Genomic DNA, 12,610 nt, shown 5'->3' on the forward strand with positions numbered 1-12,610 from the left:
CGGGCCGGCGGCGTCGGGCCGTACACGGGGCCGGCGCAGGGCCGGCTGCGGGTTTACCGCCGCTGCATACCGTTCCCCCGCCCCGGCCGCTATCGTGCATGCATGATGGGCGAGCTGAGCGAGGAACTGCTGGAGACCTGGGTCTCCGGATGGGCGCAGGCCCGGGGCTACCGGATGCGGCACGAGGGCCGCTTTCCGGCCGCGCTGCTGCATGACAAAACCAATGACTGGGAGTACTTCGCCCTGGAACCCTCCCACGACGAGTTCGCGGCGCTGGCCTCCTCGGCCCGGCACAGCCCGCAGCGGCTGTTCACGATCGTGACCCGGCGGCTGGACGAAATCCACGGCGCAGCGTCCGTGTACGGGCTCCAGGTCCGCTCGGCGGACGAGGTGTTCATGGTCCTGGCCATGGAGGGCCAGGACATCGAGGACCCGCTGCCCCCGGGAGATGGATATGTGACGGACACCCTGCGCTCCGGAACGGTGGGCGACGTGTCGGTGACCCTGGACGGGGCTCCGGTCGCCAGCGGCCGCGTCGCCGTGGTCAACGGCATTGCCGTGTATGACCGGATTCTCACCGACCCCGAATACCGCCGGCTGGGGCTCGGCAGCTATGTCATGCGGGCGCTGACCGCGGTGGCCCTGGAGCACGACGCCGAGACCGGACTGCTCATCTCCACCGCCGAGGGCCTGGAGCTGTACCGGTATCTGGGCTGGGAGCCGCTGGCCGGCGTCGTCATGCTGGAGCCGCGGCTCTGACCCTGTCCGGCGGTCAGCTCGGCCCGCGGCGAAACCGCTGCGGCCTGTCGGATCCCGGTGGGAGAATGGCCGCGTGGCCCTACACGACTCCCTGATTCCGCTGCTGGGCGGCGGAGCCGACCCTGAGCAGCTGGTGCATGTGCACGAGATCCCGGCCCGCGAGGCCCGGACCGTCCCGTGGCCGCAGTGGGTGCACCCCGACGTCGTGGCCGGGTACCGGCGCCTGGGCGTGCAGCTGCCCTGGCGGCACCAGGTCGAGGCCGCGGACACGGCACATGCCGGCAACGACGTCATCGTGGCCACCGGCACCGCCTCCGGCAAGTCGCTGGCATATCAGCTGCCCGTACTGGATGCGATCCATCGCGGCGGGCTGGATGAGCGCGCCACGCTGGAGCCCTCGGGCGCCGTCGCCCTGTACCTGGCGCCCACCAAGGCGCTCGCCGCGGACCAGCTCTCGGCGGTCAAGGCGCTTGGGCTGCCCACGGTGCGGGCGGAAACCTACGACGGCGACACGGATCCCGGCGCCCGCCGCTGGATCCGCGACCACGCCAACCTGGTGCTCGCCAACCCGGACATGCTGCACTTCGGGGTGCTGCCCAACCACTCCTGGTGGGCGCGGTTTTTCCGCCGGCTGAAGTACGTGGTGATTGACGAGGCGCACAGCTACCGGGGCGTGTTCGGGTCCAACGTGGCGAACCTGATGCGCCGGCTGCGGCGCATCTGCCGCTGGTACGGGGCCGACCCGGTGTTCATCGGCGCCTCCGCGACCTCCTCCGATCCCGGGGAGTCCTTCGGCCGGCTGATCGGCGGCCCGGTGCAGGCCGTCACCGACGACGCGTCCCCGCACGGCGCCGTGACGGTGGCGTTCTGGGAGCCGCAGCTGACCGAGCTGAAGGGCGAGAACGGGGCCCGCGAGCGCCGGACCGTGATCGCCGAGACCTCCGACCTGCTGGCCAACCTGGTCTCCGCGCAGGTGCGCACCATCGCGTTCATCAAGTCCCGGCGCGGCGCGGAGAGCATTGCGTCGATTACCCGCCGGTTGGTGGAGGAGGTGCATCCGTCGCTGCCGGACCGGGTGGCGGCCTACCGTTCCGGCTACCTGCCGGAGGAGCGGCGTGCGCTGGAGCGTCGGCTGCGCAACGGAGAGCTGCTGGGCATTTCGAGCACCTCCGCCCTGGAGCTAGGCATCGACATTTCCGGTCTGGACGCGGTGCTGGTGGCCGGCTGGCCCGGTACGCGGGCCTCGCTGTTCCAGCAGATCGGCCGAGCCGGGCGGGCCGGGCAGGACGCGCTGGCGGCGTTCGTTGCCTCCGACGATCCGCTCGACACTTATCTGGTGCATCATCCGGAGGCGGTGTTCGACCGTTCCGTGGAGGCCACCGTCTTCGACCCCGCCAACCCCTACGTGCTGGGCCCGCATCTGTGCGCGGCCGCAGCGGAGCTGCCGCTGCGGCCCGAGGAGCGGGCGGACTTCGGGCCCACCGCTGCCGGCCTGCTGGAGCAGCTGGTGGCCCAGGGCTACCTGCGGCGGCGTCCGGCGGGCTGGTTCTGGACGCATGCCGAGTCCGCGGCGTCGCTGGTGAACCTGCGCGCCACCGGCGGTGGGCCGATCAGCATCGTCGAGTCCGAGACCGGCACCCTGCTTGGGACGATGGATTCACCTCAGGCCCACTACCAGGCGCACTCCGGCGCCGTGTACGTCCACCAGGGGCAGACGTTCCTGGTGGATGAGCTGAACGAGGCCGACCACTGCGCCATGGTCAGCCGCGCCAACCCGGAGTTCTACACCCAGGCCCGCGACGTGACGCAGATCGAGGTGCTGGAGACCGAGCGGAGCGAGCAGTGGGGCCCGCTGCAGGCCTGCTTCGGCACGGTCAAGGTGACGACCCAGGTGGTGTCCTTCCAGCGCAAGGCCCTGGTCTCGAACGAGATCCTCGGCGAGGAACCGCTGGAGCTGGAGGCCCGGGAGCTGTTCACCAAGGCGGTCTGGTTTGTCCTGCCCGACGATGAGCTCACTGCCGCCGGGCTGGCCGCCGCGGACTTCCCCGGCGCCCTGCATGCAGCCGAGCACGCCTCGATCGGCATGCTGCCGCTGGTTGCGACATCGGACCGATGGGACATCGGCGGGGTGTCCACCGCCCTGCACGCCGACACCGGCATGCCGACCATCTTCGTCTATGACGGCCACCCCGGTGGTGCAGGCTTCGCGGAGCGGGCCTATGAAGCTGCGCAGATCTGGCTCTCGGCCACCCGTGACGCCATCCGCGCCTGCGAGTGCGAGGCCGGCTGCCCCTCCTGTGTCCAGTCCCCCAAGTGCGGAAACAAGAACAACCCGCTGGACAAGAACGGTGCGGTCACCCTGCTCGGGGTGCTGCTGGAGCACGCACCCGCAGCGGCTGCCGAAACGGAGCGGGAGCAGGTGCCTGCGGCAGGCCGCTGACGCGTCCGCGCGTCAGCCCCGGGCCGCCTTTCTTCCACAGATCCCGCACCGGGTGGCCCGGCATGGGCCGTTCCGGTCACGGACATTCCGGCCAGCGCCGGGACCGGCACCCGCACGGTGACGGTCGCGGTGCCCGCCGCTTCGTCGAGCAGGCACTCCCCCAGCCGGGCACCGTTACGCCCCGCTGTCTCTTCCGCAAGGGTGCAGGGAGCTGCCGGCCGGAGCCCGCGCACGGAGTCGGCGGCGGCCAGGGCGGAGAGGTCCGCCGCCGTCGACGCCCGGGCGGAAGCCACCAGCGCCTGTGCCATGAGCAGGATTCCGGCCAGCAGCAGGACCACGGCCAGGGCAACGCCGAGCAGCAGCGCCGTGCCCGCGCCCCGTTCCCCGTCGGCGGGCCGGCCGACGCCGGCGGCTGCCATCAGGGGCCGCCTTCCGCCGGCGCTGCGGCCGAGGCCCGGAGCGTGACGGGAAGCCACCGCAGCAGGGGTGCGTCCAGTCCTGCGGATACTTCCACCTGCACCCAGCCGCCGGCTTCCTGCAATTCCACGGCAGCCTCATCCCCGGCAATTCGACGGGCCGCCCCCACCGCCTGCTCGTCTTGTCCCCGCATCACCTCCCTTGCGGCTGTCCGTGCCGCTTCCTGCACCCTGAGCTGGGTGACCCCTGCAGCAGCCCCGGTGAGCAGGGCAGCCAGGAGCAGAGTCAGGGCGGGCAGCCCCACCGCCATTTCGGCCGTGACGGCGCCCAGCTCCCGCCGCAGCCGGTGTCCGGTTCCGCATGCGCTTCCGGTTCCGGACATCCCGCCTGAACCGCTGTTCCCTGGCTGCTGCCCTACACCGGAACCAGCACCAGCACCGGCACCGGCACCGGCACCGGCACCCGATAATCCCCGCATCCTTCCTCCCTCCTTCCGCGCCTCCTTCCGCGCATGCATGCCTCCTTTCCCAGATGAGGCGTAGGGCAGTCCGCTGAACTGCCCCACGCCTCCGGGAGGGCAAGCACAGCTCGTTTCAGCCGAGGCTGAGTGCCGACTGGATCAGCGACATCAGCATCCCCCGCACCTCGCCGCTGCCGAGGACGGCGGCCAGAAGCGCAGCGAAAGCAACTGCCGCCAGGGTGGCGATGGCGTACTCGGCGGTGGCCATGCCCGCTTCCGGGTCATCCGGCAGCCGGCGGGCGGCCGCGCGGCGGACCTTCCAGTCGGCCAGGTCCACGACGTCAGAGCCTTCCACCCGGCTGCGCAGGGCGGCTTCCGCTGCCGGGCTGCGTTCCCCGAGAGCCGGTTCCGCCCCGCAGCCGGTGAGGTTTCCCGGCCGCTGGTTTTCAAGGCGGCGGGCGTTCTGGATCTGCTTCATCATTCGTCCTTCCCGGAGGTACCGGCGGCCGGCTGACCGCCCGTGAACGCCATACTTCGGGAGCACGGGGCCCGATAGGACGGGCCCAGGGGCGGCTCTGGACCGGGACGGACGCTCCGCCGGGGTGTGGAGGAACTGCCGCAGGTGTTTGGTCAGCCGGGGCGGCACCGGTCAGCCCAGGACCGGCGCCGGTCAGCCCAGGTCCGGCAGCAGGGACATGAGCAGCGGAAGGACGGTCAGGGCGGCGAATGCCGGCAATGCGCATAGCCCCAAGGGCAGCACCAGGCGAACCCCGAGCACCGCGGCCCGCCGTTCCAGCGCACGCATCCGGCGCCGACGGAGCTGGGCCGCCTGGGCCTGCAGCACCCGCGCGGCAGGCGCCCCGCTGCCCGCCGCGTACGTCAGCGCGTACCGCAGGTCGGCCAGGACCTGGCCGCTACCGCCCGCCACGCCCCGCGCCGTGTCCGCTGCAGGCCGGCCGGCAGCCAGCGCCCAGGCCTCCTCCCAGGGAAGCCCAAGGCCCAGACCTGCAGCGAGGCGTTGCAGCCCGTCCGCCGCCCGCTGCTCGCACAGGCCTCCGACCACCTCCAACGCGGAGCCGAGCGGCCGCCCCGCCGCCAGCATCACCGCCACGAGGTCCAGTATCAGCGCCGGGTCGCTGATACCCGGCGGCGGATCAGGTTCGGCGGGTGGCTCAGCCTTCCGAGCCGCGGCCGGAGGGAGAAGCAGTACAACGGAGCCGGCGGCGAGCATCAGCGCCACCAGCACTCCGATCATTTCGGTGCCGTTCCGGCTGCGGAGGCAACGAGCCGCCTGGACCAGACGCGCCCCGCCACCGTCAGCGCCGCCGCGGCCGCCAGCACCGCCCAGCCAAATCCCGAGGCCAGCAGTGTTCCCAGCGGATCCGCGCCCAGCGCGTATCCCAGGCCCAGCCCGCCCACGGGCAGCCAGGCCAGGAGCCGGACGGTGGCCTGCGGGCCGGCAAGCACACCGTCACGGGCAGCCTGAGCGTCCAGATCCGCCTCCAGCGCCTCCGCATACCGGTGCAGCAGCTCCGAGAGCGGCGCTCCGCTGGCCTCGGCAACGTGCACGCAGGCGGCAAGGTCCCGCCAGAACCGGGCCTCGGTCGACACCTCCCCTGAGCGGCGGCCCGGCCCGAGGATGAGCGCGCCCGGCCGCCGCCGGCCGGTTGTGGACGCCGCGTCCTGCAGCACCGGAACCACGCTCAGGCCCAGCCGGGCGGCACGCGACGCGGCAGCCAGGACGTCGGCCCGAGCCTGCGGGACGTCCCCCGCCTCCGCTTCAGCCCGGCAGAGGGAGGCCGCGTCCCCCCACAGCGATCCCGGAGAGCGGCCCGCGGCCAACAGCCCGGCCAGCTGGTGCACCAGCAACGGCAGGGAGTCATCCTGCGCCCGCGGGCCCTGCCAGCCGTCTTTCCGGAGCGGCCGGCGTCCCGGAGCCGGGTGCCCGGATCCGTCCGGACCATGCACCTGGCCGCCCGGGACAGACTGCTCCAGGGCAGACAGCCGCTCGGCGTGCCGGCGCAGCCGCCTGAGCATCCGGGGCACCGTTGCCCCTGATGTTGCCCCCGCACCCGGTCCCGCTCCCCCACGTGGGCGGCCCCGGTGTCCGGGCGGTGTTCCCTGCACCAGGGCGAGGGCTGCGAGCAGCAGCAGCGTCACGGCGGCCCCGGTCACGGTCCGCCCGCGGACAGCAGAGCGTCCAGCTCGGACTTCGCCGGCCCCGGAACCATGGCGCCGTTGCTGCGGATCAGGGCAGGCGTCACCGACAACCCTTCCGGGCCGCTCCTCAGCAGCGCCACCTCGTCCACCTGCCGTCCCTGGCGGGTCCGGGTGAGGTGGATGAGCACGTCGAGGGCGCTGCCGGCCTGCAGTTCCAGGGCCCGCCGGCTCATGCCCGCGAGCGCACCGAGCGCGGCCAGCCTGGCCGGGACGGCCTCGGCGGAGTTGGCGTGCAGCGTTCCGCCGGCGCCGTCGTGCCCGGTGTTCATGGCAGCCAGCAGCTCGCGCACCTCGCCGCCCCGGCACTCTCCCACCACGAGCCGGTCGGGGCGCATCCGCAGGGCCTGGCGCACCAGATCCGCCAGGTCGATGCCGCCGCTGCCCTCGATGTTGCCGCGTCGGCTCTGCAGGCCCAGCACGTGAGGATGGTCCGGCTTCAGCTCGGAGGCGTCCTCCACCACCACTATCCGTTCCCGGGGGCCGCACAAGGACAGCATGGCAGCCAGCAGCGTGGTTTTCCCCGTGCCGGTGGCGCCGCTGATCAGGAAGTTGAGCCGCCGTATGATCACTGCGTGCAGCACCGAGGCAACGGCGTCGTCGGCCATGCCGCCGGCGACCAGCTCCGGCAACAGTAGGACCCGGCTCCGCCGGATCCGGATCGACAGCACCGTTCCGGCAGTGGAGACCGGAGGCAGGACGGCATGAATCCGGTACGGTCCCAGCTGCACGTCGGCGCAGGGGCTGGAATCGTCAAGACGCCGGCCGCCCGCGGCGACCAGCCGGACAGCCAGGGCCCGCACGTCCGTCTCGGTGCCCAGCCGCAGTCCGGACAGGGCCAGCCCGTCGCGGCCTTCGGTCCAGACCTGATCAGGCGCGTTGACGAGGATATCGGTCACCGCTGGGTCCTCCGCCAGCGGCTGAAGCGGCCCCAGGCCCTGCAGTTCGGCACGCACCCGGTCCACGGCGGCCAGGGCTCCCTGGGTGCCGAGCACCCGCCCGCTCTGCTGGACCGCCTCCGCCAGGCCCACCCGGGTCACCGGCGCCGGATCGGCCACCACCCTGCGGCGGATCAACGCCACGACGTCGTCCATGCCGGGCTCCGCGGGCGGAACGGCGTGCGACGTCGCATGGTCGGGCTGGAACGGCAGGGGCCGGACCGGCTCTCCGGCGGCGTGGCGGCCGGACCTGGAACTCATGGGGCACCTGCCGCCCGGGCCAGCCCCGCTGCGAGCACACCCTGAAGCCGGCGCCTGACGAAACGTCGCCGCCCCGCAGCCAGCACTCCGAGCCGGTCCGACTCCCGGTCCAGCCGCGGGTAGCGGGGCAGGTACCCGGCGAGCGGCAGACCCACGACCTCCGCCGCCCGCTGCTCGTCCAGCCCGTCGGCCAGCGGCCCGCGCACCACGACCTGTGCACCGGAGAGCCGGACCGCGGACTGCGCGGCGGCAAGCAGCGCCCGACGTGTTCCGGGAACCACCAGCAGGACGGCGTCGCAGCGGACGGAAGCGCTTCCGCCGCCCCTGCCAAGGTCCATTACCACCGTGCCGGCCTTGCCGCGTCCGGCCTCGAGCACCGCATCCAGCAGCTGCATATCCGGCGGTCCCTCGCTGCCGCTGAGGACACTGATGCCGGCCGCCGTCGGCAGGGCCGGGAACAGCTGCTCCGGGTGGATGGAGCCGCGGACCTCCCGCAGTCCGGACCAGCGCAGTCCGGGCACATCGGCGATGTCCAGGCAGAGGTCGAGCCCGTGGCTGCCCGGGTCGGCGTCCAGCAGCATTACCGGTCCGGTACGCAACGCTTCCTGCGCCAGCCAGCAGGCGGTGGTGCTGGTCCCGGCGCCGCCGCAGCCTCCGGCGACCCCGAGCACCACCGCCGGGGAAGCCGCTGGAGCCGGGCGCAGGTGGTCGACAAGCCATGCCGCCGCATCGGGCAGGACGGCGACCCGGTGCGCGCCCAGCTCCGCGGCAAGCTCCCAGACGTGGGCCTGCCCGGGGCCGGCCAGCAAAATGATCCGCCGGCCGCCGCGCCGCAGAGCCGCCGGCACTCCGGTCCGGCGGGCGGTGTCCACGTCGATCAGCAGGGTTGTGGCAGCAGCCGCGGCGGCTTCTCCGATACCGGCGCAGACGATCAGTTCACGGTCTGCGGCGGCAGCTATACGGGCGATTTCCTCGTGCAGGCTCTGGGATCCGGTGAGCAGCAGCAGCGCCTCAGGCACCCCTGCCTTCCCTGACCCGGCTGCTGCCCCTGCCCGGGCAGTGTCCGTCCCCGCCGGGGCTCCCGGCCAGGAGTTCATCCGGCGCTCCGGCACCTGCACTCCGTCCGGTGCCGCCCGGGCGCGTCGACGACGCCGCTCCCCGGGCGCTCCGGCCGCGGCCGGACCCGCCGGCACCCACCCCGTGTCTGCTTCCGGCAGCACCGCCGCCATCCTGCCCTCCCCAACCTTGTCCCGCACCTGTCCTGCGCCGACGCCGGCCGTCTCGGCATCTACGTCCCTGCCGGAGAGGCCGGGCCGGGCAGTCTGCCCTGCCTGCACCTTCAGCCTGGGGCGTGGGAACGGCGCGGGGATCGGGAACGAAGCCGGCTGGGGACCGGGCGGAAGGCAGCCGCTGCTGTGGAGGACGGCAGCAGCCCGAAGAGTCCTTCCCTGCCGTGGCACGGCAGGCAGGGACAATGGAGGCATGTACGTTCTCCTCGCCCCCGGCACCGTGGACCGCCGTGCCGCCCGGGCGGCCGGCCATCCGGCGTCGGCGCCTCCTGGGCCCGCAGCGCAGCCGGTCGTGCTTCAGCCGGCGGACGAGCACGGTCAGCCCATCGGCGAGGCCCGTACCGTGGCACCCGAGCAGCTGGCGGCCGCCGTCGCGCACTTCGAAGCCGCCGGCGCCCGCTGGGTCTGGGAAGGCAGCCGGGCGGCCTACGCGCCGCTGCTCGCCGCCGGGCTGCGGGTGGAACGCTGCCATGACCTGGCCCTGGTGCGTGGCATCCTGCGTTTCTCACCGGCCGCCGCGGCCACCCCCTATGTGGAGAAGCTGCGGGCTGAGGCGCCGGACGAGGATCAGCCGGAGCTGTTGCCGCGCTCCGTGCCGCCGGCCCGGGTCAGCCCGGACCAGGGTTCGCTGTTCGATGACGCGGGGCTGCTTGGCGCCGACGCCCCGGCTCCCGGCCCGGACACGGAGGCAATGGCGTCCGAGCTGACCGAGCAGCTTGCCGCCATCGCCGGTTCCCCCTCCCGGCAACGGCTCGCCCTGCTGTGCGCCGCGGAGTCGGCCGGCGGGCTGGTCGCTGCCGAGATGGAGCACGCCGGAATTCCGTGGCGGCGGAGCCTGCACGAGGCCATGCTCGAGGAACAGCTCGGCCCGCGCCCGCCCGAGGGCCTGCGCCCCCGCGAGCTGGAATCCCTGGTGGAGCAGCTGCGCGCGGCGCTGGGCAGCCCACGGCTGAATCCGGATTCCCCTCAGGAGCTGATTCGTGCCCTGCACCGGGCCGGAATCGAGGTGCGCAGCACCCGCTCCTGGGAACTGCAGCAGCACAACCACCTCGCCATCGAACCGCTGCTGCGCTACAAGAAGCTCGCCCGGCTGCTCGCCGCCAACGGCTGGCACTGGCTGGATGCGTGGGTGCACGAGGACCGGTTCCGCACCGAGTACGTGGTGGGCGGCGTCGTCTCCGGTCGCTGGGCCTCCCGTGGTGGCGGTGCGCTGCAGATTCCCAAGGAGGTGCGTGACGCCGTCCGCCCCGACCCCGGCCACCGGCTGGTAGTGGCCGACGCCGCCCAGCTGGAGCCGCGGGTGCTCGCGGCATTGGGGCAGGACGACGACCTGGCAGCCGCCGCACGCGGGCAGGACCTGTATCAGGGCATCGCGGACCAGGGCTTCGGCGGTGACCGGGGCAAGGCAAAGATGGCGATGCTGGGGGCCATGTACGGCGCCACCAGCGGAGAGGCCGGGCGCCTCATGCCGGTGCTGACCCGCGCCTATCCCCGGGCGATCGGCGTCGTGGAACAGGCAGCACGCACCGGCGAGGCCGGCGGCACCGTGGCCAGCCATCTCGGCCGCGGCTGCCCGCCGGCATCCGAACGCTGGGTGGCGGCTCAGCGGACGGCAAGCGCCGAGGAACAGAGGCGGGCGGACTCCCTCGCCCGGTCCCGGGGACGGTTCACCCGCAACTTCGTGGTCCAGGCCAGTGCCGCGGAGTGGGCGCTGTGCTGGCTGGCCGGCATCCGGCGCCGCCTTCGCGCGGCCTCGGCGGACGGGCGGCCGGCCGGGGAGCTGGTGTTCTTCCTGCATGACGAGGTCATGCTGCACGTTCCGGCGGACCGCGCCGAGGAGGCGGCAGCTGCGGTGCAGGCAGCCGCAGCTGAGGCGACGTCGCTGCTGTTCGGCCGGATCCCGCTGGAATTTCCGGTGCAGACCGTCATCGTCGATTCCTACGCGGACGCCAAGTAGGTCTCCGCGGCGCAGCCTCTTGCCGGAGCGGGAAACCACCGCCGGATCATCAGGCAGTAGCCGCCGAGGAACACCAAGCTGAACAGGAGGCCGGCCGGAGCCAGATCCGTTGCGTTCGGATCGAGGAGGCCGGCCGCGCCCAGGCCCAGCACCCCGACGTTGTTGACTACATGCAGGGCGACGGCGGCTTCCAGTCCCCCGGTCCGCCAAGTAGCCCAGCCTGCCGCCACGGCGAACGCGGCCACATCGATCTGGCCGACGAGGCCGTAGTCGTGTCCGATGACGAACAGCGGAACCGGCAGCAGGATGGCGAACGCCGGATGCCGCAGCCAGGATCCGATGACCTGCATCAGCAGGCCCCGGAACGCATACTCCTCCGCCGCGGCCTGAAACGGCACCAGCGCCAGGACCACGAACAGCAAGGACCAGGAGGCGTTCGTTTCCGGATCGGCCGGCTGAGCAATCCCGGGAACCAGCAGGCCCGCGCCGTAGATGGGAACGAACAACGCTGCCGCCAGGGCCGAGAACCGCCCGAGCAGGCTCCACCGCAGCCGCCCGGTCACCGATGACAGCCGGCCCGGCGGACGCCCGCCGCCCCAGCGGACACCCAGCACCACTGCAGGCCACATCAAAATGACAGTGCCAAGCAGGAATGCCAGCTGGCCCGGGTGGGCGAGGTCCATCTCGGCGGCCATCGCCTGATCCAACGCGGCGCCCACCGCCGGCACCAGTACGCCCAGGACCATCAGCGCCACCATCACGGCCAAGCCCAGGCCCAGATACACCAGGAGCGCGGTCAACACGGTGGTGAGCGGCCGCCACCACCGGTGGTTCGGTTCAGCCCGGGCCAGGCGGTGGAACGGAAGCGGGGGGAGCTGCGATGAATACATGGTGTCCAGCGTGCCCGTGCACCGCGCACCACCGCTTCGGCCAGGCGGATGCAGCCGGCCTGCCGAAAGGCTGGATCTGTTTCATGCTTTTGGCTGATTGCCGACCGCACCCGGCTCTGGCTAGCGTTGATGCAATGCCACACGATCCGTTGCGCCGCGGGACCCTCCAGGTGGTGGGTTTGACCGCCGCCGCTGCCATGACCGGCCTGTTGGCATTCTTGGTGGTGCGCGGCATGGAGATCTCGCTGGAGGATCCGGATCCCCTGCCGTTCCTGGGCCTTATGCTCATTGATTTGCTGCTCGGGACGGCCGCCCTCGTGCTCCTCCCGTTCGCACTGACGCGGGCGCCTTTCGGGGCCGGAGTGGCGGTCGTCGCCATGGCGTCGCTGTCGGTCCTGGCGTTCCCCGCCGGCTGCCTCGCCCTCATCGAAATCGCCGCGCTGCGCCGGCCGCGGGAACTGGCGACGGCGGTCGCCGTCTTCACAGCGGCCATCGCCGTCGACCTGCTGCTTTTCCCCGACCCGGAGGTCTCACCATGGGCCGCCGGGGCCCTGGGGCTCGCCATGCTCCTGGTCCTGGTCCTGATCGGGCTCAACCGCGGCGCCCGGCGGGCGCTGGTGCTGTCGCTGCGGCACGAGGCCGAAAGCGCCCGTCGGGAGCACGGAATCCGAGAGGAAAAGGCCCGGCTGGCCGAACGGACCCGGATCGCCCGGGAAATGCATGACACCCTGGCCCACCGTCTGAGCCTGGTCTCCATGCACGCCGGTGCCCTGGAATACCGCACCGATCTGGACCCGGAAATCATCCGTTCCACGGCCGGAACACTTCGCGAGACCGCGCACAAGGCCTCCGAGGAGCTGCGTGCCGTGCTGAATGTGCTCCGGGAGGAGGCCGCGGAAGCGGTTCCCCAACCCGATGTGCAGTCCATTCCCGCCCTGGTGGATGCGGCACGCTCCGCCGGCGCACAGGTGGACCTGAGCAT

General features: G+C 72.6%; 10 protein-coding genes and 2 pseudogenes. 4 read left to right on the plus strand and 8 right to left on the minus strand.

What is annotated here, in order from left to right:
* Positions 1-102 precede the first annotated feature (102 nt).
* Complete coding sequence (locus AC5RUW_RS00105) at positions 103-759, plus strand: GNAT family N-acetyltransferase (protein WP_494158810.1); 657 nt, start codon at positions 103-105, stop codon at positions 757-759.
* Between the two features lie 73 nt (positions 760-832).
* The gene (locus AC5RUW_RS00110; protein WP_494158811.1) at positions 833-3,199 is read left to right on the plus strand and encodes a DEAD/DEAH box helicase; all 2,367 of its coding nucleotides are present in this window, start codon (positions 833-835) and stop codon (positions 3,197-3,199) included.
* 65 nt (positions 3,200-3,264) lie between these two features.
* Here the strand turns inward: AC5RUW_RS00110 and AC5RUW_RS00115 are convergent.
* The 7 genes and pseudogenes from AC5RUW_RS00115 to ssd form a co-directional block, all read right to left on the minus strand.
* Positions 3,265-3,618 (minus strand): annotated as a pseudogene (locus AC5RUW_RS00115) (Rv3654c family TadE-like protein); the annotation flags it as partial.
* On the minus strand, positions 3,618-3,998 hold the full coding sequence (locus AC5RUW_RS00120; RefSeq protein ID WP_494158812.1) for a TadE family type IV pilus minor pilin: 381 nt from the start codon (positions 3,996-3,998) through the stop codon (positions 3,618-3,620). The gene AC5RUW_RS00120 and the pseudogene AC5RUW_RS00115, both read right to left, overlap by 1 nt.
* Positions 3,999-4,209: 211 nt before the next feature.
* The gene (locus AC5RUW_RS00125; RefSeq protein ID WP_494158813.1) at positions 4,210-4,554 is read right to left on the minus strand and encodes a DUF4244 domain-containing protein; all 345 of its coding nucleotides are present in this window, start codon (positions 4,552-4,554) and stop codon (positions 4,210-4,212) included.
* A gap of 192 nt (positions 4,555-4,746) precedes the next feature.
* Positions 4,747-5,331 carry a type II secretion system F family protein gene (locus AC5RUW_RS00130; RefSeq protein WP_494158814.1) on the minus strand — a complete coding sequence of 195 codons (585 nt, stop codon included), beginning with the start codon at positions 5,329-5,331 and terminating at the stop codon, positions 4,747-4,749.
* On the minus strand, positions 5,328-6,113 hold the full coding sequence (locus tag AC5RUW_RS00135) for a hypothetical protein (RefSeq protein WP_494158815.1): 786 nt from the start codon (positions 6,111-6,113) through the stop codon (positions 5,328-5,330). Before AC5RUW_RS00135 ends, AC5RUW_RS00130 begins: the two co-directional genes overlap by 4 nt.
* Positions 6,114-6,247: 134 nt before the next feature.
* Complete coding sequence (locus AC5RUW_RS00140) at positions 6,248-7,492, minus strand: TadA family conjugal transfer-associated ATPase (RefSeq protein ID WP_494158816.1); 1,245 nt, start codon at positions 7,490-7,492, stop codon at positions 6,248-6,250.
* Entirely contained in the window at positions 7,489-8,511 is a 1,023-nt protein-coding gene (gene ssd / locus AC5RUW_RS00145) for a septum site-determining protein Ssd (protein ID WP_494158817.1), read from the minus strand. Before ssd ends, AC5RUW_RS00140 begins: the two co-directional genes overlap by 4 nt.
* A gap of 463 nt (positions 8,512-8,974) precedes the next feature.
* Here ssd and AC5RUW_RS00150 point away from each other — a divergent pair, with 463 nt between their 5' ends.
* Complete coding sequence (locus AC5RUW_RS00150; protein ID WP_494158818.1) at positions 8,975-10,738, plus strand: bifunctional 3'-5' exonuclease/DNA polymerase; 1,764 nt, start codon at positions 8,975-8,977, stop codon at positions 10,736-10,738.
* Here AC5RUW_RS00150 and AC5RUW_RS00155 read toward each other — a convergent pair.
* Complete coding sequence (locus AC5RUW_RS00155) at positions 10,720-11,628, minus strand: CPBP family intramembrane glutamic endopeptidase (protein WP_494158819.1); 909 nt, start codon at positions 11,626-11,628, stop codon at positions 10,720-10,722. The genes AC5RUW_RS00150 and AC5RUW_RS00155 overlap by 19 nt on opposite strands.
* Positions 11,629-11,909: 281 nt before the next feature.
* Between AC5RUW_RS00155 and AC5RUW_RS00160 the strand changes: the two are divergent.
* A pseudogene (locus AC5RUW_RS00160) lies at positions 11,910-12,506 on the plus strand (sensor histidine kinase); the annotation flags it as partial.
* Between the last annotated feature and the right edge of the window lie 104 nt (positions 12,507-12,610).

It is taken from the genome of Arthrobacter sp. Y3222053, from assembly GCF_059092805.1.